Genomic DNA, 20830 nt, shown 5'->3' with positions numbered 1-20830 from the left:
GCGGCGTTTTTTATTAGCAGATATACCATTAAGTTATTCGCTTACTGCAACACCATTCCAATATAGTGATCGGCTAGGAGCGCAACAAACAGCGCCAACAGATGATAAATGGAGAACTTAAATGTCTCTATTGCGCTATTAGGCTCGGGGGCAAACTTGAGTTTCCACGCGTGATAAATGAAACCCGCATTTAGCAGCAATGCTGAAAAGAGATAGATAAAACCGACCATCCCCACCAATACAGGCATCACGCACACCAATGTGAGCAATACCGTGTAAAGTAAGATCGATGTTTTGGTGTATTCAATGCCATGGGTTACCGGCAGCATAGGAATGTCGACCTTGCGGTAATCTTCCACTCGATGTATCGCGAGAGCCCAGAAATGCGGAGGCGTCCAGATGAAGATAATCATCACCAATAGCCAAGCGTTCCCATGCAGCTCGCCCGTCACCGCGGTCCAGCCTAAAAGAGGCGGCATCGCACCGGCAATGCCAGCAATCACAATATTTTGCGGTGTCGCTCGCTTCAAATACATGGTGTAAACCACCGCATAGCCCAGTAAACTCAAAAACGTCATCCACGCTGTGAGCGCGTTTACCCAAGCATATAGGAGTACAAAACCAACCACGCCGATTGCCACGGCAAAAATCGCAACCGACAAGGGATTGGTATCTCCCGACGGTAAAGGACGCGTATGAGTACGAGCCATTCTTGCATCAATTCTGCGGTCAATTAGATGATTAAATGCCGCGGCAGAACCAGCCATTAGTCCTATTCCAATCAATCCGATGGATGCTTTAATCCAAGGAAAGTCAGTGACCGGAGCCAAGCTCATACCGACAATGGCGGTGACTAACATTAGCGCGACAACTTTAGGTTTAGTCAGTTTTAAGTACGTTGAGCCGAGACGCTTTCGACTATCGAGTGTTAACGCAATTTCTTTACTCATAGCGAACTCCTTTCACTGCATAATTCCAATCGGCTTTTCCTTGCCACAAATAAAACTGACTGACACAAATCAGGCTCAACATGATTGCAGCACCCAGGTTATGAGCCACTGCGATGTAAATCGGTAACTGAAACACCACGTTGCTAATACCAAGCGTAATCTGGCAAGCCAGCGCCATCCCAAGCCACATGCCGACTTTCTGAGAATGGTGCGAGTCTTGTTTCATTAACACCACACAGTACGTCAACACAACCGCTGCGGTGACTATCGCGCCGATTCGATGAGAGACATGAATTGTCATCCTTGCGGGGTATTCCAACACACCAAATTCATAATTATCGTGCCCTGTTTGCCAGAAAGAGAACGCCTCTTTCCAATCCAAGTAATTCACCCAATCTCCTTCGCAAATGGGCAACGTTGTACACATCAAAGCCGCGTAGTTTGATGAAGTCCAACCGCCGAGCAACACTTGGGAGAACACAACCAAAAAGGAAAACACTGAAAACAACCTAACCGACCGAGAGGAGGGGGAAAAATAAAGATTGTCTCTCGCTTTCAGTTGGCAATAAAACACCGCTTGCAGCGCGAGTAAAGTGAACCCACCAAGCAGATGAAGCATGACAATGACAGGCATCAGTTTTAGAGTCACCGTCCACATACCTAACATCGCCTGCCCCACAACCAAAAAGCTGAGCAGAATAGGAATGGATGGGTTCACGCGTTCAGTTCGAATAGCAATAACGGTAATAGCAAAAATCACCATGCCGAGTGTTCCAGCAAAATAGCGATGAATCATCTCTAGCCACGCTTTTTCATGCTCAATCTCGCGTTCTGGAAAATTGATGCTGGCGCGCAGAACATCGTCTTCATGGTGTGGTACAGAAAAGTGACCATAACACCCCGGCCAGTCAGGACACCCCAAACCCGCATCCGACAAACGGGTATAGGCGCCCAACATGATGACGACTAACGTCAGGCACAAACTTAATCTAACCAACTTTGTTAACGTCATGATGCGCTCCCTATCCGACTCGCGACAATTTGAGCAACTTACGCAAATCCGCCAGCATATCTTTGCTGAGTTTGACCAAATCTTCGTTTGGCTCTGCGGTGTACGACATCACCAGTTGCCCCAGAGGATCCACAATCAGCACTTGCCCTTGTTGCACTTTTGCCGCCACGTTCTCATTCATCGCCATGGTTTCTATCGGCATTTCTATCGTGTCTGATGTTGTAGAAGTCCACAAAACTGGCACAACGCGTTCTTGATACTTGCCTAAAGCAACATGGCTTTGTTTGAGTAAATAGAGCTGTCTTTGACATTGGCTGTCGCAAGAATCAGGCACCACATAAGCCAGTTGCCAACCGTGCACCGCCGATGGAGCAGATTGGCCTAACTGCGCTAACGTTGTGTACGGTTCGATGAGCTTTCCTCGGTTTGTCACGCCCGTTTCGTACCAGCCTTGCGCCAAAATCAACTTTGCAACAATCGCTGGTAAGGCGAATAAGCAAATCAGTGCGATCAGCACAAACCGCCCTTTTGTAACTTGAGATGTCATGCCTCACCTCCTTGTGATGCCGCTTTTCTAAACCATCGAATACACACAACTATTGTCAGCAGTAAGAACACGGCAGCCATCGCAAACCACTGTACGGCATACCCAAAATGCTTCGCGCTCGTGAGTGGAAGTGGATTCCAAGGAAATGGATATGCCCAGTTTTCTAGGTTGTCTGGTTGCAACACTGCCGGCATCAGCTCTACATTCAACAACTCATTGAGCTCGGAAATATTGAGGTTTTGGACTCGAATCCCCTCTCCCATTTCTGGCATCAATTCTGAGCTTAACGGATTCATTGATTTGCGATACAAACGTCCGGTTACGTTTGTGGGGCTCTTCAACGTCGTTACGGTTGGTAAAGAATCACGAGTTCGCAGCCCTTCGACGAAACCCAATTCTAAAAGCGCTAAGGTTATTGGATCCTGACCGACAGAAACCACTTGGTATGCGAGATAACCCACTTTGCCTTGAAAGGTTTGGTTATCGAGCAAAACCACTGGCAACGGCTCTGGCTTTGCCTCCGCTTGCACTTTCACGCCAATCACGCTCTCCTCTCGCCAGTCATTGTTATCAAGGACAGCAGTGAGGGATTGATATGGGGCATCAGCCCGAGCGAGTATCGCTTGTTCAAGCGCTTGTTTCTCCTGACCTCTTTCTAGTTGCCAAAATCCAAGTTTGACCAACAGAGAAAACACAACCACAGTTAAGCAAACTGCAATACCAAACCGCTTCGATAGCCATAACTTGTGCGATAACCAAGACGAAGAAACCGGAGGTACTATGTCCACCGTATTCCTATTCAAATTAACGCTGGTCCTTTTGCTGCTTTTCATTATCTTCAACCTCGCAAAAGCGCTTATCGAAATGGTTCGAGAAGACCCAGACAATCCGAACAAGCCAACAAAACCCATGAGCCACTATCTCGGTCGTCGTGTGATGTTTTCTGCGTTAGTGGTCATCCTTCTTTTGATTGCGTTGAGCTCGGGTTGGCTTGCACCCAATCCACGTCCTTACTGACTCTGTCACTACAACACATAAACAAAAACAAACAGGCATAGCCATACCACATCAACAAAATGCCAGTACCAACTGCCTGCTTGAAATGCGAAATGATTAGTAGGAGAAAAGTGGTCCTTCGCGATTCTAAACAGCAATACGGTTAAGAATATGGTGCCAAGACAAACGTGCATGCCATGAAAACCAGTAAGCATAAAGAACGTATTGCCATAAACCCCCGATTGAAGCGTGAGCCCCATTTCCTGATAAGCGTGAATGTACTCTTTAGCTTGATAGAACAAGAAAAAGCCCGCTAAAACGATGGTGATTTCAAGCCACACGACTAACGCTGTGCGTCGGTTTTTCTCCAAACTGATGTGTGCCATGTGTAACGTGATAGAAGAGAGAAGCAAAATAATGGTGTTAGTGAGCGGAATACCTTGCCAAGGCATCGCTTGGGTGCTTTCCCCACTTGGCGTTGTCGTGAGCGGCCACATAGCTTCAAAGCTTGGCCACAATACTTCATTGGTCATGAGGTTATTATCAGCCCCTCCTAACCAAGGGACAGACACCATTCTGGCGTAAAACAGCGCTCCGAAAAACGCGCCAAAGAACATCACTTCTGAAAAGATGAACCAACTCATCCCCTGACGAAATGATCGAGTGATCTGCGCGCTGTATTTACCCGTCAACGATTCAGTGATGACGTTACTAAACCATCCTGCCAACATGTAAAGCAGAAACAAAAAGCCTACGGCAAGCACAATGCGACCAACAACACCGACCGCACCATCGCTTTGAGTACCTTGCACCGTCATGCCCGCACCGACGGCGACTAAAAACAGAGCAAACGCGCCAATGATCGGCCAACTACTTTGAGCAGGAACGTAATAGGTTCCAGGTTTATTACTCATCAGTTCTCTCCTTACAGACACTATTTGGCCTGTATCTCACTCCTTGAGAGGCTAACTGCCTGTGGGAGGAGGAAGTTTGTAGAGTGTATAAGACAGCGTTAATGTATGTATTGAGTCCGGCAAATCGGGCTCAATATAGAAAATCAATGGCATCTGAGCGTGCTGCTTTCCATCCAGCGGCTGTTGCGTAAAACAAAAGCACTCTATTTTGTTGAAGTAAGCTGCACCGTTGCCGGGAGAAACGGAAGGCACCGCCTGCCCCACGAGCCTTTGTCCACTTTCGTTAAATGCCAAGTATTCAGTTTGCACGACTTCACCTGGATGAACATTCATCGAAATGACTTTCGGCTTAAACTCCCACGGCATATCTGGGTTGACGTGTGCCATAAACTCCACACGAATCGTCCGGCTCAAATCGGGTTGCATCCCCGTAGGTTGAATCGCTGCAACATCACTGGTTTTACCGTTGATGCCTAACGCATCACACATCACGTCATAGAGCGGCACGAGCGCAAAACCGAACCCGAACATGGCAAAAGTGGCCAGCACTAACCTTATCGTGAGCTTTTTGTGGGATGATTTTTCTGCCATGTTCTTCGCCTCTCGTCCCGTTAATCCACTTTAGGCGGCGTACTAAAGGTGTGATGAGGCGCAGGGCTTGGCACAGTCCACTCTAATCCCTCTGCACGCTCCCAAGGTTTGGCCGACGCTTTCTCTCCGCCACGAATACATTTGATCACGACCCACAAGAAAATCAGTTGCGACAAACCAAAAGCAAAGCCGCCGATAGATACGATTTGGTTCACATCCGCAAATTGAATCGCGTAATCAGGGATTCTTCGCGGCATACCCGCCAAACCTAAAAAATGCATCGGGAAGAAAAGGACATTGACGGAAATGACTGAGCACCAGAAATGCCACAAACTCAACTTGTGGTCGTACATATTCCCCGTCCATTTCGGCAACCAATAATACGACGCCGCCATGATTGAGAAGACCGCGCCAGACACCAAGACATAATGGAAGTGCGCAACCACAAAATAGGTATCGTGGTACTGGAAATCCGCTGGCACAATAGCAAGCATCAAACCCGAGAATCCGCCAATAGTGAACAGAACAATAAACGCAATCGCAAACAACATTGGTGTTTCAAAGGTCAGTGCGCCACGCCACATGGTTGCGACCCAGTTAAACACTTTTACTCCGGTCGGTACCGCAATCAACATGGTGCAGTACATAAAGAACAGTTCTGCAAACACGGGCATGCCTGTCGTGAACATGTGGTGCGCCCACACAAGGAAAGAAAGAAGCGCGATACTGCATGTTGCGTACACCATAGAGTGGTAGCCGAACAACTTTTTGCCACTAAATGCTGGAAGAATGGCAGAGATGATCCCGAACGACGGTAAAATCATGATGTACACTTCTGGGTGACCAAAGAACCAGAAAATGTGTTGGAACATCACAGGATCGCCACCGCCCGCAGCATCAAAGAAGCTGGTACCAAAGTACTTATCGGTCAGTACCATCGTTACCGCACCCGCCAACACTGGCATGACGGCAATAAGTAAGAACGCAGTGATCAGCCAAGTCCAAACGAACATCGGCAACTTAAACCATGTCATGCCCGGTGCGCGCATGTTGACAATCGTCACGATGACGTTAATCGCCCCCATGATGGAGCTGATACCCATGATATGCACAGAGAACACAAACAGTGCAGTACTGTCTGGCCCATACGTAGTCGATAGCGGCGCGTAAAACGTCCAGCCGAAATTCGGTGCACCGCCCGGTAAGAACAACGAGCTCAACAGAATGAGAAACGCAAATGGCAGAATCCAAAAGCTCAAGTTATTCATACGTGGCAGCGCCATATCAGGCGCGCCGATCATCATCGGGATCATCCAGTTTGCTAATCCAGTGAACGCGGGCATGACCGCACCAAACACCATCACCAAACCGTGAACCGTTGTCATCTGATTAAAAAATTGCGGATCGACAAGCTGCAAACCCGGCTGAAACAGCTCCGCACGAATGACCATTGCCATCGCACCACCCGTTAGGAACATGGTGAAACTAAACCAAAGATACAACGTGCCGATGTCTTTATGGTTGGTGGAATACAACCAACGAGCAATACCTTTTGGCGCGTCGTGCGAATCGTGGTCGTCTAGCGCAATTGTTGCGTTTGCTGCGGTATGCGCTTCAACGGGTGCCGACTTTACGGCTTTGTCTGCTGGCTTACTCATATTTCCTCCTTGGCACTTTTTTGTGCCTTAAAGGCATTGACGTCGGCCGCTTGAACCGTATCGCCAGTATCATTTCCCCAAGCATTGCGTTGGTAGGTAATTACCGCAGCAATTTCTTGATCACTAAGTTGGTTAGCAAAAGACTGCATCGCCGTCCCTGCGCGGCCATCAACAACCACGCCGATATGTTCGGCGACATCACCTGTCGCGACAGGACTGCCTTTAATTGAAGGGAACGCCCCCGGAATACCCTCACCATTAGCTTGGTGACAAACAGCACAACGCGTCGAGTAAATCGCTTCGCCTTGCGCCATGAGCTCATCCATCGACAAGTCTTGAGTTAGCGCCTCTTGCGCCGCGGCTTTTTGCATCGCTATTTCTTCTTTCTTACCCGAGAGCCACTGATCGAATTCATCTTCCGGCATGGCATGGACTACGATTGGCATAAAGCCATGAGCTCGTCCACAAAGCTCTGCACACTGACCACGATAAACGCCCGGCTCATCAATTCGCGTCCAAGCCTCGTTGATGAAACCCGGGATGGTGTCTTTTTTCACGGCGAAATCAGGCACCCACCAAGAGTGAATCACATCGTCTGAGGTCAGTAAAAATCGCACTTTACGATTCACAGGGAGCACGAGTGGATTATCCACTTCAAGCAAGTAATGCGCTCCTTTCATCTCTATACCGTCAATCTGCTTTTGGCTGGTTGCGAGCAAGCTGAAGAATTCCACATCTTCGCCAAAGTAGCTGTAATGCCATTTCCATTGCGAACCTGTGATTTGAATGGTGATATCCGATTGGCTAGTGTCTTCCATTGCGACTAAAGTTTTCGTTGCGGGAATCGCCATCGCGACAAGAATGATGATAGGGATAACAGTCCAAATAATTTCCACTTTGGTGCTTTCGTGGAAATGTGCGGCAACTGCACCTTTTGATTTGCGATGACGGATGATGGCATAGAACATGACACCAAAGACAACCAGAGCTATCGCGCAACAAATGTAGAAAATGAGCATATGTAATTCATACACTTGCTCGCTTATCGCCGTGACCCCTTTGGTCATGTTGAGTTCATTGTCCTTTGACCAACCGTAGGAGGAGAATGTGATTAAAATCACACTCAGTGGTATGGCTAGAGTAGTCGCTAATCTTTTCAAAAGATCTCTCCTCTGCTCAGCCGCTACGCTTGCGCGAGCTTCCTTGCGTCCCATTGCAAATATCGAACAACTTTACGAAAAATCACAAAAAATACGATTTCGACACAGTTTGTTATATTTATGTTAAAGGCTAGTTATAGTTCCAAAGTTCTTCAAGAAATTAAATGTGATTAAATTTTGTTCAGACAGGAAAAATAAGTTCGGTTTATCGATTGCCCTCTTTGAAATGGAATTGAGAACCATTTACATTAAAGTAAAAGAAAACATTGGATACTTTTTCAGAAAAAGTGTCCAAACAAGTAGGCTCCCCCTGCTAAGGAATGAAAGATATGACAGCACTAATTACTCAATGGCTAGCGCGAGATCCTGACCCTAAAACTCGTGAAGAGCTTCAGCACCTCGTTGATACGAATAATGAACAAGAACTTTCTGACCGCTTCGGCTCCCGTCTTGCCTTTGGTACCGCGGGTCTTCGTGGCAAAGTGGGCGCAGGTCCAAACCGAATGAACCGTTTGGTGATTCAAGAAACTGCCACAGGTCTCGGCCACTATTTACTTGAACAAGTACAAGATGCAGCGAGTCGCGGCGTTGTTATTGGTTACGATGGCCGACCAGATTCTAAACAGTTCGCGCACGATACTGCTTCTGTCTTAACAGCACTCGGTATCAAGGTTTACCTAACCTACCAAGTCGCGGCAACGCCTATTGTTGCTTTTGGTGTACGCACAATGAATGCTGCAGCGGCCGTTGTTGTAACCGCTAGCCACAATCCACCCGAATACAACGGCTTCAAAGTGTATTGGGAAAATGGCGCGCAAATCATTCCACCTCGCGACTCGGGCATCGCGGCAAAAATTGATGAAGCGACCACAAAGCCTCTGCCGTTGATGTCTTTAGACGATGCTAAACAACAAGGCTTACTGGTTTGGTTGGAAGATGATTACTACCAAACTTACCGTAAAACCATGAACGAAAATGCTCTGCTGACTCCTGATAGCAACACCGATATTTCTATCGCTTACACTGCGATGCACGGTGTTGGCGCAGACATGGCAGAAACGTTACTTGCTGACGCTGGCTTTAAAAAAGTGGCCAGTGTTGCGGAGCAGCGCGAACCTGATGGCACATTCCCTACAGTTAACTTCCCAAATCCAGAAGAAGCAGGGGCAATGGACATGGTCATGGCGCTCGGTAAATCCGTAGATGCGGATATCGCCTGTGCAAACGACCCAGATGCAGACCGTTTCGCCGTCGCCGTAAAACGCCCAGACGGTGAATACCAAATGTTAACTGGCGACCAAGTTGGTTCATTGTTTGGTGATTACTTGCTAGAGCAACAGCCGAACTCACTGGTCGGTAACACCATCGTGTCATCTCGTCTCTTGAGCAGCATCGCAAAAGCGCATGGCGCAGAGTATTACCAAACGCTAACAGGCTTTAAATGGCTAACCAACGTCGCGATGAGCCAAGAAACCGAGCAACATCCGTTCTTGTTTGCTTACGAAGAGGCGCTTGGCTACACCGTTGGCAATAAGGTGTGGGATAAAGATGGTTTGTCCGCGATTGTTGCGTTTTCGCAATTAACCGGAAAGCTCAAAGCACAAGGCAAAACACTGTGGGACAAGTTGGAAGCGCTTTACCGTCAACACGGTTTTTACTTTAACGCTCAGCGTAGTATTGCGTTGGATCCAAACTCACCACCAATTGGTGACAAGTTACGTGCAAATCCACCAAGCGAAATTGCAGGCAAGAAAGTATCGGTTACTGAGGACTTGAAAACTTCCGTTCGTACATTTGAGGATGGTTCAGAAGAGACGATTAATTTACCAGCAAGTGATGTGCTGATTTATCATCTTGAAGATAAATCTCGCGTAATCGTTCGTCCTTCTGGTACTGAGCCAAAATTGAAATGTTACTACGAAGTCATCAGTGACTTCCCTGCTGACATGAGCTACGAGCAAGCGCAACAAACTGCCGAAGCCAAAATGAACGCGCTGATCGACGCACACCAAAAAAGCTTGTAACTCTCTCAACAAGTTGTCATGAAAAGCTCATGACTACATACTAAAAGAGGCGCTGTTCGCGCCTCTTTTACTGGATTCCTAACAAGCTAAACATCAGTAGCGACTATTCTGCGATTTCTTTTTGGAGGAAGTATTTGTGGATTCCCTCAGCCGGATAACCGGAATACTGCCCTACTTTTTCAAAGCCCAATTTGAGGTAGAAATCGAGCGCCTGGAAGCTGTAAGTATCTAAATAAATATGAGTCACGCCATACGGCTTCACATACTGCTCTAACATTGCCATCAGTTTACTGCCTAAGCCCGATGTTCTGCTTTCTGCGTCCACCCACAAGAACTCCACAAAAACCGTATTTTTAAACATTTCCCCAGTAAGGCCGCCAATGATTTTGCCGTCTTCATCTTTTGCAAAGCAACCCACCGCATTCACTTCTCCTTCAGGTAAGTGCTTGCAGTTATATGATCGAATGCCATCACGAACGCAATCAAGAGCGGCTTGGTCTGGGTTTAAACAAAATTCAAGTTTCATACATCCTCTCCTTGGAAAACGTTTCTATCCTAAAACAAAAAGCCAGCAATTGCTGGCTTTCCGATTGAATTTGATAGGTTTATAGCACGAAGCTGCTCAACATCCACAAAGCGAGGATCACAAACACCAACCCCATAAGTTTGTGTTGGTAAGTGCGGAACTTCTCATTCTCCAGCAACCCTTTCCCTAATGTACCAGCCAACGCTACCAATAACAGGTTGAACAAAAGGCCAAGAACGTTCAACAACAAACCAAGCGCCAGCATCTGCTCGCCGGATGAAGCGGTAATATTGCTCGAAACGAACTGAGGCAAAAACATCACAAAAAAGACCAACGCTTTAGGGTTGAGCAAATTGCTCATTAATGCACGTTGATAGTAGGTCGATGCCATCTTATTTTTTTGATCAAGCTCTGGAGCAGATGACGCTTCTGCTCTCAAGCAATCCCAACCCATTTTAAGTAGGTACGCACCACCTAAAAGGTGAAGTACTTTGAGTGCCACAGGGCTCATCGCAATCAGGGTTGAAACCCCCATCGCAGCAAGTAAAGTAAGGATAAGGCCAGACGTCGCGTTCCCCAGACTGGCAAATAGGCCAACCTTTTTGCCGTAGCTCATACTTGAGCTCGCAATCAGCAACATATCAGGGCCAGGCAAAAGCAATAAGGCGATAACCGCCGTGAGATAAATAGGAAGTACAGCTAAATCGATCATGATGGAACAGGTTTTCTACAACAAGGTGGCGAATCTTATACCAATAAATCAAACTCGACCAGATTAAATACCTTTAAATCCAGCCATATTTAGAAAGGATAAATCACCAATTCACTCATATAAAAACAATTAACCTTTTTAACGATACTGAATAGCAATTTTGTACAAAAATAAGCACGATGGATACGTTACACTCGTATGACGGACTTCTCGAGCAGATTGGAAACAATGAAAGAAAAGAACAAGGAAATCGCGACATTCAAAATTGCTCAAGAACTTGGTGGCTTGGAGCTGCTAGATGCTAAGTATGAAAAGCAGAACTTCTCTCGGCACAGTCACGAAGGCTACACCATTGGTGTGATCGAAAAAGGCGCTCAACAATTTTTCCGCACTGGCGGCAACCACATTGCACCACAAGACAGCATTATCTTAGTTAACGCTGATGAAGTGCATAACGGCCATTCAGCAACCGAGGGGGGCTGGGAATACAAAGCAATGTATCCTGTGCCAGAACAATTTCAAACCTTGGGGCAAGAGCTTGGCTCACCTAATATCGCGCTGCCCTATTTCCCTCAACCTGTGGTTTATGATCCCGAACTGGCAAGCCAATTGCGCTTGGTGTTTGAGACTCTAGAAAAATCGGACAATCGACTGCTGCGAGAAACTTTGGTGTACGGCACGTTGATCAAATTGGCGAGTAAACACAGCACTCACCGCGCACCACTAAAAGAATCCACCAAAGCGCAACGACAGTTACAGCTTGTAAAGGAGTTTTTAGAAGACTTTCCACAAACCGATGTGTCGCTGGAAGAGCTCGCGAAACTGGCTGGGCTGAGCCCTTTTCACTTGCTGCGCGAATTTCAAAAGCAATTTGGCTTTCCGCCCCATGCTTACCAGATCCAGCAACGTTTACGTATGGCGAAAAAACTGCTCAAACAAGGGCAGAGAATCTCTGATGTCGCACAAGAATGTGGTTTTCATGATCAAAGCCACCTGCATCGACACTTTAAGAAAGCCATGGGCGTCACGCCGGGCCAATATCTTCGCTTTAGCTAAATCCGCAATATCGTACAAGGCGAGATGCCTCTACCACGTTACGTTGATAGCCTGACTTCAAAACAATTAAGAACAAACAATGGATAACACTTTGCCGTTACAAGAAGAATCAAAAACCACTTTATTTTGGCAAGGCACACTCGCAATGATGCCGTTGAGTATTGCCGTACTGCCTTGGGGACTGCTGGCAGGTTCGTTCGCGATCGATACAGGGCTTCACCCACTAGAAGGACAAGCGTTATCCGCGATTCTTTTCGCGGGCTCCGCTCAGCTCGTCGCGATGGGAATGATAAAAGCGGGCGCGGGGTTAACCACTATGTTGCTCACCACGTTTTTCATCACCTCACGACATTTTCTCTACAGCGTATCCATGCGCAGTAAAATTGCACCACTTCCGCTTAAATGGCGGCTATCGCTTGGTTTTCTGTTAACCGACGAGCTGTTTGCCATTGCAGGCCATCATTCTGACGAACAATTTAATCGCTGGTACACCCTTGGCGCCGGATTGAGCTTCTATCTGTTCTGGAACCTTGCGACGCTGACAGGCATCGTGGCAGGTAGCCTAATCCCAGAACTGAATGAAATGGGGTTGGAATTTGCAGTAGCCGCAACCTTTATCGCGATTGTCGTACCCACGATTAAAAATGCAGCGGTACTTTCTAGCGTCTTAGTGGCTTTGGTAGGCTCAGTCGCGTTAAGCTATTACCAAGTGGAAGGAAGTTTGATGATTTCGAGCATTTTAGCCATGTTAACAGGCTATTTTGTCGAACAAGTACAGGAGAAACGCTAATGATTATGCTGTCAATTTTACTCATGACGCTGTTGGTGTTCACAAGCCGATACTTGTTTCTCGAGCCGAAGTTGCCATTAAAGCTCGGCACGCGCACACAAAAGATTCTCAACTACGCAAGCCCGGCCGTTTTAACCGCGATCTGGGCGCCGATTGTCTTCATCCCCGAAGGGGAACTCAGTGTCAGCGTACAAAACCCGTTTTTATTGGCTGCGACATTGGCTGCGTTGATCGCCTATTTGACAAAAAACGTTCTCTTAACGACGGTTGTCAGTATGGTGGCGTTTCTTCTTTTGCGCATTTGGCTTTAATCAGCCATCCACTCAATTTCTAACAAGGTGACGTCGCCACATTTTAAACGCCCAAGGAAGATGTCGCCTTGATGGACTTCGCCAACCCCTTGCGGCGTTCCCGTCATTACCACATCACCGTCTTGTAAAGTTGTGTAGCTACTTAGCTCATCCAAAATCGCAAATGGCGGATACAGCATCTGTTGTACGTGGCCTTTTTGCACACGAACACAGTTAATCAATAGTTCTAAGTTAAGGTCATGAATATCAATGCCTTCAAGAGGCACAAAGCGGCTAAAAACCGCAGAACCATCAAATGCTTTTGCTCGCTCCCAAGGCAAGCCTTGCTTTTTGAGAGAAGATTGCAGACCGCGTTTCGTCAGATCTAGCCCCAAACCCACGGCGGCGTATTGACCGTCTTTGATTAGAAAGCAGATTTCCGCTTCATAATGCAAAGGTTCTTGATGAAATGAGCGTAAGATCGTCGATACAGAGGTAGAAGGTTTATTAAACACCACCATTTGTTCTGGAATAGCATTGTCCAACTCATGGATGTGCTCAACGTAATTACGTCCAACACACAGCACTTTTCCAACTTCTACTTTCTTTTCTTCAACTTGAATGACGCTCATTGATCTTCCCTGCAAAACAAAAACATCATCATAATCTAACCTTTTGATGGAACAACACTAGAACGCGCTCTGAAGTATCGAAAATAAGACATTCAGCCCGTTTTATGTTTTGTGTCATCAGTTTGAAACGCATGTTGATTCTTCGAAAAAACGAAAAAAGCCAGCATCATGCTGGCTTTTGAATCGATAACTGTAACGACAATTATAGGTAGTAACGTGCACCAAGTGCCCATTTGTCATCAGTTTTGCGGTCGTTAGCGTCGTTCAAGTCAAACTGGTAACCCGCATAACCCACAAACTTAGGTGTGAAGTTGTATTCTGCTTGCAGCGCCATTTCTTCACGAGCCGTTTCTGTCTTCGCGCCTTTCACGTCTTTGCCTTCAACCATTTCGTAGTTGATGCTCAGATTTAGGCTATTAGGCAGTGCATAAGCGATCAACGCTTCGTACGCGTCGCTTTCAGCTAGACGAGTTTTACCGTCGAAGTTCATGTTTTCGTTCGAGCCGTAAACCGCTGCTAGGTACAAGCCTTGACCGTAAGAACCGTATGCCGCAGAGACTAGGTGAGATTCAGCTGAATGCTTACCGATGTACGCTGAATCTTGGAAGTCGCCACCGTTGTACGTGTAACCGACTTTTGCGCCCATGATCGCGTAAGAAATGGCAACTTGTACGCGGTCATCGTATTTGTGCGTAGCCGTCGCTTCGTTCGTACCTTGCCAACCTAGACCAACGTTAATTTTGCCTGCTTCGCCAAGTTCGATTGCGTTGCGGTAAGAGATCATTTTCTCTGCGCGGCCAGTGCCTAGGTTGCCGTGGTCGTCATAGATAAAGTCGTTCGCAAATGCAATCGGCATATCTGCTACGCCAGCTACGTCGTAGTAAGGTGCCCATTGCGTACCACCCACTGCACGACCGTATGTATCGTGAGTCAGACCTAAGTAACCAAGACGAGTTTTGAATGAGTTTTCGCCGCCATCTAGGTAGTTAAGTGCCCATTCACCACGAGCGTCAGCAGTAAAGCCATTACCTAGATCCTGAGTTGCTGTGAAGTTGATACGTGGAGAGTTTGTGCCTACGTCAGTATCACCTTGCTCTGAACCGTTCAGGTTAACAGACACATGGCCACCAATAGAGAACGTAGTGCCATCGTTATTGTAAAGTTCCACTGCTACTGCTTGAGTACCGAATGTTGCAGCTGCGATTGCTGCCGCTAGGAATTTTTTGTTCATTTATTAAGTCCATGTATTTATTAGTCGGTTAGTCGATTTGCACCTTGAGCATTTGGATTTATGTACGAATAAACGCCAAATGCTTCGGGTGTATACAAAGGCTTTTTGGGGCATCTTTTCCGCCAAAACTGAATTACCTTTGCGCAACAACTGCCGCCACTTTATTTGAAGACTCTTCGGCAACCGAGTGAAAAATTATAAGAAACCGAATGAAAGCAAACATTTAGATTGCTAACTTATCATTCATTCAGTCGATAACCTTACAAATTGAAATGTTTTGTAACGCGCAAGTTCACGAAATCTCATAACCCTCTGAAACTTAAATGATCGAGCCAGATGATTAAGAAATATTTGCTTACATTTGTGAATTTAAAACACCTTCAGGAACTTTTTGGAAAAATTGTGGTCAGTAATCAAGCACGAAAAAGCTAAAAAAAGCTAAAACCCTTCTAGTTATGCACCTTTTCTAAAAAGGCGCTTAAACGTGCCAGAAATAAAAATGCAATAAAATCATAACTTAATAGCAATCTATCTTTCATTTTCGCGGTTTACCTTAGCGTCATCAACACATCGGGCAAGTAAGCCCATCGATTACAACTAGGGTAATAAGAAAATGAAAAAGGCAGCACTAACTACTGCAATTCTAACAGCATTGGTATCAGCACCATCTTTCGCAGCAACAGTTTACAAAAACGACGGCACTGAGCTAAAAGTTGGCGGTCGCGTTGAGTTTCGTGGCGACTTCATCGGCTCAGATGGTGCGGAAGTAGAAGGCTCAATGGAAGACCAAAGCCGCGCTCGTCTTAACCTTAAAGGTAAAACTGACATCGGCAACGGCATGTCTGCATTCGGTGTGTACGAAGCAGAACAAAAGACAGGTAAAAGCGAGTTCAAAAACCGTTACATGTACGCTGGTGTAAATACTGACGTTGGCGCATTCTCTGTAGGCCGTCAAGACATGGCTGCCGTGATCATCTCAGACATGACGGATATCACTGAGTTTTCTGGCATTCAGCAAGTGATTGATTCTTCTTCTGATAAGCAAGACAGCGTATTCGCATACCGTGGTGAGTTTGATGCACTACAACTTCAAGCAACTTACCAAGCAAACTCTGGTGATAGCCAAGACAAATACAGCATCTCTGGTATGTACTCTCTGCCAATGGGTCTAGATTTGGGTCTGGCTTACTCTGGCGGCGACGTAGATAAGAACAACTCTGAAGACCAAATCCTAGGTGGTATCGCTTACTCTCTAGATAACCTATACCTAGCGGGTACGTACTCTCAAGGTTCACTAACAGATTCTGAAGACTTTACTGCTTACGAGTTGGTTGCAAGCTACAAAGTAGCAAGCAAAGTAACACTGGCAGCGCTTTACACGGCACAAGAAAACGATCCAGACAACGGCTCAAAATACGACTCAGTTGAAGGTATCGAGCTAGTTGGTTACTACAAACTAAACAGTAACTTCCGTACTTACCTTTCTTACTACATCAACCAACTTGATGAAGTGAAAGACGCAACATCTGGTCTAGTGACTGAAGGCGAAGATACGCTACGCCTAGGTGTACGTTACGACTTCTAATTCACTCTTGTCCTAAGAGCGAGTCCACTTGGCCGGCACTTTTGTCGGCCATTTTTTGTGGTTCTCACAGATAAAGCAATGAATTTTCATCTTTATTCTGTTACCCCTTCACTGCTCCACTAAAAAATACGAGCCTCAGAGCCACCACTTCTGCCCTCTTTTAATGCAATTTATCACTGACTTAGTGCATACCTTCTAACCTTGGCATCGCCATAAAATAAAAACACTTATAAATCATAAAGATAAAAATTGGCACGTGTTCTGCAATACTAGAAATGCAAATGCATGGCAGCGTTTGTGCTTCTCGTTCTTTGTACCTGTAATGACAGGCACGTCCTTTGAATTGGTAATGTCGCCTCCCTCTGGGAGGCATTTTTTTATTTGCGCAAAAAGCTTTAGGACGTATTATCCGTCTACCTCTTTCAAACCGGAAATATTCAATTGAATCATCATCCTGTTCAAGGTGCTTCTTGGATGCTAACTGCAGGATTGGCATTCGCCATCGTGAATAGCTTTGCCCAAATCGCAAGCATTCACTTTGGTGTGTCTTCCACCACTTTTGCATTGTTTCAATACGCGATCGCGTTGTTCGTTATTCTTCCTTATCTAAGAACGCTAGGCATTCGACGCTCTTTGAGAACTCAACATTTTGGCTGGCACGCTTTTCGTATTTTTCTCTCTGTTATCGGTATCCAACTGTGGCTTTGGGCGCTCGCTTACCCTGTTCCGATTTGGCAAGGCATTGCGCTGCTAATGACTTCTCCGCTGTTTGCGACCGTAGGCTCAGGGCTTATCTTGAAAGAGAAAGTGGGCACCGCACGCTGGCTTGCCACACTAACTGGCTTTATCGGTGCCATGATCATCTTAGAGCCGTGGTCAGACTCCTTCACTTGGGCAACTCTACTGCCTGTTGGGGCGGCCTTCTTTTGGGCGGCGTATTCTTTGATGGTGAAAAAGATGTCGGTAAACGATCCACCGTCTACCATGGTGGTTTACTTGTTGTTACTGATCACACCTTTCAATATTGTGCTAGCGATACCAAGCTTTACCATGCCTAGTGACTGGACTATTTGGCTGATCCTTCTTTTTGCTGGTGCACTAACAGCATTAGCGCAATGGGCGATTGTGAAAGCTTACGCAGTTGCGGACGCTTCCTTCGTTCAACCCTTCGATCACGCTAAACTGCCTTTAAATGTGCTGGCTGGATGGATGGTCTTTGGATGGGTGCCTCCTGGTCGTTTGTGGCTAGGCGCTGCGATTATTGTGGCGTCGATTGCATTCATCACGCACTGGGAAGCAAAAAAGACAAAGTTAGTTGAAAGAAAAATCTAGCTTTTGAGTTCTATATTTTCAGGAAAGGAAATGAGGAACATTCTATGACACAACCAATCAAAATCACACTTTATCGCTGGGCTGGCAGTTGGGGGCCGTTCAAAGTGAACATCCCATGCGGCGAATGTACGCTAACCAAAGATATTTTAGTGGACACCTTCGCGAACGAATTGGCGGATGTACCAGTCGAACTCGAAGTGAAAGATTGGTTATCTCACTGGTGGGAACCTTTGAAAGTCGGTGCATGGCACGCCCCTATTCTTCTGGTTGAAGGTAAAGTCGTGAGCCAAGGGGAAGCGCTAAACCGAGGCGTGCTCGTGCAATCGGTCATTTCGGAGTGGGTAAAACGTGATGAACTGAAAGGCAACATCGTTTACGGAAAAGCCACTTGTCCGTATTGCGTCAAAGCTAAACAGTTACTCGACGATGCTGGTATTAAGTACGAGTATCACGATGTCGTCAAAGACAGCGCTGCCCTGTATAGAATGATCCCAGAAGTTAAAGCGGTCATCGGTGAGAAAATACCAGTGACCGTGCCGCAAATTTGGTTAGAGGGAAAATACGTCGGAGGCGCAGATAACCTAGAAAAGTGGTTAGCCGCAAAGGGGTTAGACAAGGTACCGAATAACGTCGTAGAAATACCAAGCCAATCGGCATAGTCGTTATCGCACTAGCATAAAGACCGTATAAATATTTGGTTGATAGAAACAAAAAGCCCTGATTTTTCAATCAGGGCTTTTCTGCATTAATTCGCCAGTTTTTTCATAACACGAGCAAAAATAGAAGCTTTTTTCTTCTTCGCTTTACCGTAAAGCGCTTTGTGCATCGCGTCTTTTGCAATCATCTGGCCAATGTAAGCACCACCAATTTCGTTACCCATGACCTTCTCCTGAATGTATTGACTTAACTATGTTGTAATTTTACACCACAATAAGACAAAAACAAGATGCACGTCACGTTTATTTTGTAATTTTCTTTCAGGAAGTGCTTTTTGATTTTTTAGAAAGTCTGTTTATCGCTTCGGTTGCTGGTAAGTTTTACCTGCAGCCATGTAGGTGTCTTTCTGCTTGATCTCAAAGAAAGTTTCGAAGAACCAAGCTGCAAACTTAATCATGTTGTCTCCTTCATTCATGACATGCTCAACATATTCTTGCTCTACACCGGACTCGTCTTCTTGTAGAGTGATGTGGTAAATACGTTTTTCGCCATCAACTTCTGCAAGACCAAACTGACCAGTTAGGGATTCTGCCGCTTGTGCAACTTCTTCTTCCTCACACGCTTTAAGTAGTTCTAGCGCCTTTGGCATGTTTTCTTGCAAGGTAATTTCTTTTACCAGTGTTTCAAATTCGTTTTGTTGCATTCTTTCACCTAACGATTGGAGAGCGAGTTGTCAGTTTGCAGAAACTACTGCGCTAGCTTGAATCAAAGTACCGCGCCAAACCTTGTTCCCTTGATTGAAACAAGTTCAGTGCGATTTCCTCAAGTCATTCACTAAGCCTGACTTAATTTAGCTGCGCATTTTAGAAAGGAGCCACTAACCTTGCAAGTACATTTCCCTACGCTAGAACATTCAACTGGAAGCTTCCGGTTGCGCAGTCTGACGAGGTGCCCTTCGATATTGGCTAACCACCAGTACGATGCAAGAAATTAAAGCGATAAAAAGATAAAAGATGCCTAGCTGATGCTGATCCGTCACCCACTTTTCAACCAAGTAGCCACCAAACAAACCCGCTAAACACATTTGAATTGAGCCAGACAATGCAGACACTGCCCCAGCTTGCTGCTTATGCGGAGACAACAACAAACTTATCGAAACAGGAAAAGACATCCCCTGCGCAAAACTCAAACACGTGAATGCAACCAGCAACGATGCAACCGTAAACGGCGTCACCAACAGTAAACACCCAGAAAGCGCGACAATCGCAAAGCTCATCAACAGTATTTGCTGTGCTTTATAACGGTTATTGATCAAATTGAGGACGACGCTCCCCATCAACAAACCAGCTGACGGGATAATCATCAAAGAACCATAATCAGCTGCGGTTAAACCCAATTCTTGCTGCATCAAAAATGGATATAACGACAATGTTACTAAACCAGATAGGTAGCTTAACCAGTTATAACTGGCGCTCCCGACAACTTGCTTGTTCGTTAGCAAGTAGAAGTAATTCACCAAGACTTGCCTTACCTCGAACTTGCGTTTTGGATACGGCAGCGTTTCTGGCAGAACCAAGTAGCCAAGGATAAATATCGCCAACAAGTAAAGCAGCACAAAGACAAATACCGCTTGCCAGCTAAAGTGATACGCAATCCATCCGCCAAAAAGAGGCGCAACAATCGGCATGACAGAAGCAGTGACAGAGATATACGACAAAGCTTTCGTTAACTGCATACCGTCATAACTGTCCCGTAGCACTGAACGCCCTAAAACAGAGGCACTGCCGGCTCCTAATCCTTGCAGCAATCGCCCTGCCTCAAGTGCAGAAATGTTATCGCCAAAGACAATACAAATGACGGTACCGATTAAACAGATGCTTTGTCCGAGAATAAACACCGGTCGTCGTCCAATGGCATCAGAAAGCGGACCGTAAAATAGCTGTGACACACCGAAACCAACCAAAAATAACGTCACCAAACTCTGAATCGAAGGTTGTGGCAAGTTAAGGTCATGGCCAATGAGCGGTAAAGAGGGAAGATAGATACTGACGCCAACCTGGCCAGTAGCAATGATCATCATCGCAAGTAACAACGGTGTTTTACGCACTAGTCCCCTCCCACTTGTATTACAGACTTATTGCAAACAGTGTATATTTGATACTCAACG

Annotated in this window: 23 protein-coding genes; 8 read left to right on the top strand and 15 right to left on the bottom strand. The window is 46.1% G+C overall.

Annotation, left to right across the window (positions count from 1 at the left end; all coding sequences use genetic code 11):
• Positions 1-41 precede the first annotated feature (41 nt).
• Genes cyoE through ACF8EG_RS22690 form a run of 4 tightly spaced genes read right to left on the bottom strand, consistent with a single transcriptional unit; the run spans position 42 to position 3342 of the window.
• Positions 42-950, bottom strand: coding sequence for a heme o synthase (cyoE, locus tag ACF8EG_RS22705; protein WP_020842307.1), 909 nt, complete (start codon positions 948-950; stop codon positions 42-44).
• The gene (locus ACF8EG_RS22700; RefSeq protein ID WP_069505817.1) at positions 943-1962 is read right to left on the bottom strand and encodes a heme A synthase; all 1020 of its coding nucleotides are present in this window, start codon (positions 1960-1962) and stop codon (positions 943-945) included. Before ACF8EG_RS22700 ends, cyoE begins: the two co-directional genes overlap by 8 nt.
• 10 nt (positions 1963-1972) lie before the next feature.
• Entirely contained in the window at positions 1973-2509 is a 537-nt protein-coding gene (locus tag ACF8EG_RS22695) for a hypothetical protein (RefSeq protein ID WP_029795002.1), read from the bottom strand.
• Positions 2506-3342 carry an SURF1 family protein gene (locus tag ACF8EG_RS22690; protein ID WP_069506019.1) on the bottom strand — a complete coding sequence of 279 codons (837 nt, stop codon included), beginning with the start codon at positions 3340-3342 and terminating at the stop codon, positions 2506-2508. Before ACF8EG_RS22690 ends, ACF8EG_RS22695 begins: the two co-directional genes overlap by 4 nt.
• Here ACF8EG_RS22690 and ACF8EG_RS22685 point away from each other — a divergent pair.
• The gene (locus tag ACF8EG_RS22685) at positions 3290-3526 is read left to right on the top strand and encodes a DUF2909 family protein (protein ID WP_021452551.1); all 237 of its coding nucleotides are present in this window, start codon (positions 3290-3292) and stop codon (positions 3524-3526) included. The two genes, ACF8EG_RS22690 and ACF8EG_RS22685, sit on opposite strands and share 53 nt — an antisense overlap.
• An 8-nt stretch (positions 3527-3534) precedes the next feature.
• On the opposite strand, the gene ACF8EG_RS22680 is transcribed toward ACF8EG_RS22685, so the two are convergent.
• The 4 genes from ACF8EG_RS22680 to coxB are packed head-to-tail and all read right to left on the bottom strand — an operon-like array spanning position 3535 to position 7828.
• Complete coding sequence (locus ACF8EG_RS22680) at positions 3535-4419, bottom strand: cytochrome c oxidase subunit 3 (RefSeq protein WP_015313021.1); 885 nt, start codon at positions 4417-4419, stop codon at positions 3535-3537.
• A gap of 51 nt (positions 4420-4470) precedes the next feature.
• Positions 4471-5010: a cytochrome c oxidase assembly protein gene (locus tag ACF8EG_RS22675; RefSeq protein WP_023584661.1), complete on the bottom strand. Its 540-nt coding sequence runs from the start codon at positions 5008-5010 to the stop codon at positions 4471-4473.
• 20 nt (positions 5011-5030) lie between these two features.
• Entirely contained in the window at positions 5031-6668 is a 1638-nt protein-coding gene (gene ctaD / locus ACF8EG_RS22670) for a cytochrome c oxidase subunit I (RefSeq protein ID WP_021450720.1), read from the bottom strand.
• The gene (gene coxB, locus ACF8EG_RS22665; protein ID WP_024701413.1) at positions 6665-7828 is read right to left on the bottom strand and encodes a cytochrome c oxidase subunit II; all 1164 of its coding nucleotides are present in this window, start codon (positions 7826-7828) and stop codon (positions 6665-6667) included. The genes ctaD and coxB overlap by 4 nt, the downstream gene beginning before the upstream one ends.
• A 329-nt stretch (positions 7829-8157) precedes the next feature.
• Here coxB and ACF8EG_RS22660 point away from each other — a divergent pair, with 329 nt between their 5' ends.
• Positions 8158-9852: a phospho-sugar mutase gene (locus ACF8EG_RS22660; protein WP_069505815.1), complete on the top strand. Its 1695-nt coding sequence runs from the start codon at positions 8158-8160 to the stop codon at positions 9850-9852.
• A gap of 103 nt (positions 9853-9955) precedes the next feature.
• Here ACF8EG_RS22660 and ACF8EG_RS22655 read toward each other — a convergent pair whose 3' ends face one another.
• Positions 9956-10378: a GNAT family N-acetyltransferase gene (locus tag ACF8EG_RS22655; RefSeq protein ID WP_025574570.1), complete on the bottom strand. Its 423-nt coding sequence runs from the start codon at positions 10376-10378 to the stop codon at positions 9956-9958.
• A 79-nt stretch (positions 10379-10457) separates the two neighbouring features.
• Positions 10458-11090: a LysE family translocator gene (locus tag ACF8EG_RS22650; protein WP_005498379.1), complete on the bottom strand. Its 633-nt coding sequence runs from the start codon at positions 11088-11090 to the stop codon at positions 10458-10460.
• Positions 11091-11318: 228 nt separating this feature from the next.
• Between ACF8EG_RS22650 and ACF8EG_RS22645 the strand changes: the two genes are divergently transcribed.
• From ACF8EG_RS22645 to ACF8EG_RS22635, 3 genes are all read left to right on the top strand, one after another.
• Positions 11319-12146, top strand: a complete 828-nt coding sequence (locus ACF8EG_RS22645; protein WP_015313016.1) for an AraC family transcriptional regulator — start codon at positions 11319-11321, stop codon at positions 12144-12146.
• 79 nt (positions 12147-12225) lie between these two features.
• Positions 12226-12936, top strand: coding sequence for an AzlC family ABC transporter permease (locus tag ACF8EG_RS22640; RefSeq protein WP_069505812.1), 711 nt, complete (start codon positions 12226-12228; stop codon positions 12934-12936).
• On the top strand, positions 12936-13247 hold the full coding sequence (locus ACF8EG_RS22635) for an AzlD domain-containing protein (RefSeq protein ID WP_017447854.1): 312 nt from the start codon (positions 12936-12938) through the stop codon (positions 13245-13247). The genes ACF8EG_RS22640 and ACF8EG_RS22635 overlap by 1 nt, the downstream gene beginning before the upstream one ends.
• On the opposite strand, the gene ACF8EG_RS22630 is transcribed toward ACF8EG_RS22635, so the two are convergent.
• Together ACF8EG_RS22630 and ACF8EG_RS22625 are read right to left on the bottom strand one after the other, a co-directional pair.
• Complete coding sequence (locus tag ACF8EG_RS22630) at positions 13244-13858, bottom strand: fumarylacetoacetate hydrolase family protein (protein WP_069505810.1); 615 nt, start codon at positions 13856-13858, stop codon at positions 13244-13246. The genes ACF8EG_RS22635 and ACF8EG_RS22630 overlap by 4 nt on opposite strands.
• Positions 13859-14060: 202 nt before the next feature.
• Positions 14061-15089 carry a porin gene (locus ACF8EG_RS22625; RefSeq protein WP_021486983.1) on the bottom strand — a complete coding sequence of 343 codons (1029 nt, stop codon included), beginning with the start codon at positions 15087-15089 and terminating at the stop codon, positions 14061-14063.
• 613 nt (positions 15090-15702) lie between these two features.
• On the opposite strand from ACF8EG_RS22625, the gene ACF8EG_RS22620 reads away from it, so the two are divergent.
• The 3 genes from ACF8EG_RS22620 (at position 15703) to ACF8EG_RS22610 (ending at position 18665) form a co-directional block, all read left to right on the top strand.
• The gene (locus ACF8EG_RS22620; protein ID WP_069505808.1) at positions 15703-16674 is read left to right on the top strand and encodes a porin; all 972 of its coding nucleotides are present in this window, start codon (positions 15703-15705) and stop codon (positions 16672-16674) included.
• Positions 16675-17148: 474 nt separating this feature from the next.
• A complete protein-coding gene (locus ACF8EG_RS22615) occupies positions 17149-18006 on the top strand; it encodes a DMT family transporter (protein ID WP_005491704.1) in 858 nt (285 codons plus the stop codon).
• 44 nt (positions 18007-18050) lie between these two features.
• Complete coding sequence (locus ACF8EG_RS22610; RefSeq protein WP_069505806.1) at positions 18051-18665, top strand: glutaredoxin domain-containing protein; 615 nt, start codon at positions 18051-18053, stop codon at positions 18663-18665.
• Positions 18666-18751: 86 nt separating this feature from the next.
• Here ACF8EG_RS22610 and ACF8EG_RS22605 read toward each other — a convergent pair whose 3' ends face one another.
• The 3 genes from ACF8EG_RS22605 to ACF8EG_RS22595 form a co-directional block, all read right to left on the bottom strand.
• Complete coding sequence (locus ACF8EG_RS22605; RefSeq protein ID WP_005461920.1) at positions 18752-18886, bottom strand: hypothetical protein; 135 nt, start codon at positions 18884-18886, stop codon at positions 18752-18754.
• Positions 18887-19018: 132 nt separating this feature from the next.
• A complete protein-coding gene (locus tag ACF8EG_RS22600) occupies positions 19019-19366 on the bottom strand; it encodes a hypothetical protein (RefSeq protein WP_005461912.1) in 348 nt (115 codons plus the stop codon).
• A gap of 210 nt (positions 19367-19576) precedes the next feature.
• Positions 19577-20770, bottom strand: a complete 1194-nt coding sequence (locus ACF8EG_RS22595) for a multidrug effflux MFS transporter (RefSeq protein WP_025793915.1) — start codon at positions 20768-20770, stop codon at positions 19577-19579.
• Positions 20771-20830: the final 60 nt, after the last annotated feature.

Source organism: Vibrio sp. YQ_11, from assembly GCF_043103065.1.
GTDB classification, from domain to species: domain Bacteria; phylum Pseudomonadota; class Gammaproteobacteria; order Enterobacterales; family Vibrionaceae; genus Vibrio; species Vibrio parahaemolyticus.
This window is presented reverse-complemented; position numbering and strand designations above follow the sequence as displayed.

Excerpts from the sequence above, each read along its gene's own strand:
- cyoE (WP_020842307.1), bottom strand. The coding sequence starts at position 950 with ATGAGTAAAGAAATTGCGTTAACACTCGATAGTCGAAAGCGTCTCGGC.
- ACF8EG_RS22700 (WP_069505817.1), bottom strand. The coding sequence starts at position 1,962 with ATGACGTTAACAAAGTTGGTTAGATTAAGTTTGTGCCTGACGTTAGTC.
- ACF8EG_RS22695 (WP_029795002.1), bottom strand. The coding sequence starts at position 2,509 with ATGACATCTCAAGTTACAAAAGGGCGGTTTGTGCTGATCGCACTGATT.
- ACF8EG_RS22685 (WP_021452551.1), top strand. The coding sequence starts at position 3,290 with ATGTCCACCGTATTCCTATTCAAATTAACGCTGGTCCTTTTGCTGCTT.
- ACF8EG_RS22690 (WP_069506019.1), bottom strand. The coding sequence starts at position 3,342 with ATGAAAAGCAGCAAAAGGACCAGCGTTAATTTGAATAGGAATACGGTG.
- ACF8EG_RS22680 (WP_015313021.1), bottom strand. The coding sequence starts at position 4,419 with ATGAGTAATAAACCTGGAACCTATTACGTTCCTGCTCAAAGTAGTTGG.
- ACF8EG_RS22675 (WP_023584661.1), bottom strand. The coding sequence starts at position 5,010 with ATGGCAGAAAAATCATCCCACAAAAAGCTCACGATAAGGTTAGTGCTG.
- ctaD (WP_021450720.1), bottom strand. The coding sequence starts at position 6,668 with ATGAGTAAGCCAGCAGACAAAGCCGTAAAGTCGGCACCCGTTGAAGCG.
- ACF8EG_RS22660 (WP_069505815.1), top strand. The coding sequence starts at position 8,158 with ATGACAGCACTAATTACTCAATGGCTAGCGCGAGATCCTGACCCTAAA.
- ACF8EG_RS22655 (WP_025574570.1), bottom strand. The coding sequence starts at position 10,378 with ATGAAACTTGAATTTTGTTTAAACCCAGACCAAGCCGCTCTTGATTGC.
- ACF8EG_RS22650 (WP_005498379.1), bottom strand. The coding sequence starts at position 11,090 with ATGATCGATTTAGCTGTACTTCCTATTTATCTCACGGCGGTTATCGCC.
- ACF8EG_RS22645 (WP_015313016.1), top strand. The coding sequence starts at position 11,319 with ATGAAAGAAAAGAACAAGGAAATCGCGACATTCAAAATTGCTCAAGAA.
- ACF8EG_RS22640 (WP_069505812.1), top strand. The coding sequence starts at position 12,226 with ATGGATAACACTTTGCCGTTACAAGAAGAATCAAAAACCACTTTATTT.
- ACF8EG_RS22635 (WP_017447854.1), top strand. The coding sequence starts at position 12,936 with ATGATTATGCTGTCAATTTTACTCATGACGCTGTTGGTGTTCACAAGC.
- ACF8EG_RS22630 (WP_069505810.1), bottom strand. The coding sequence starts at position 13,858 with ATGAGCGTCATTCAAGTTGAAGAAAAGAAAGTAGAAGTTGGAAAAGTG.
- ACF8EG_RS22625 (WP_021486983.1), bottom strand. The coding sequence starts at position 15,089 with ATGAACAAAAAATTCCTAGCGGCAGCAATCGCAGCTGCAACATTCGGT.
- ACF8EG_RS22620 (WP_069505808.1), top strand. The coding sequence starts at position 15,703 with ATGAAAAAGGCAGCACTAACTACTGCAATTCTAACAGCATTGGTATCA.
- ACF8EG_RS22615 (WP_005491704.1), top strand. The coding sequence starts at position 17,149 with ATGCTAACTGCAGGATTGGCATTCGCCATCGTGAATAGCTTTGCCCAA.
- ACF8EG_RS22610 (WP_069505806.1), top strand. The coding sequence starts at position 18,051 with ATGACACAACCAATCAAAATCACACTTTATCGCTGGGCTGGCAGTTGG.
- ACF8EG_RS22605 (WP_005461920.1), bottom strand. The coding sequence starts at position 18,886 with ATGGGTAACGAAATTGGTGGTGCTTACATTGGCCAGATGATTGCAAAA.
- ACF8EG_RS22600 (WP_005461912.1), bottom strand. The coding sequence starts at position 19,366 with ATGCAACAAAACGAATTTGAAACACTGGTAAAAGAAATTACCTTGCAA.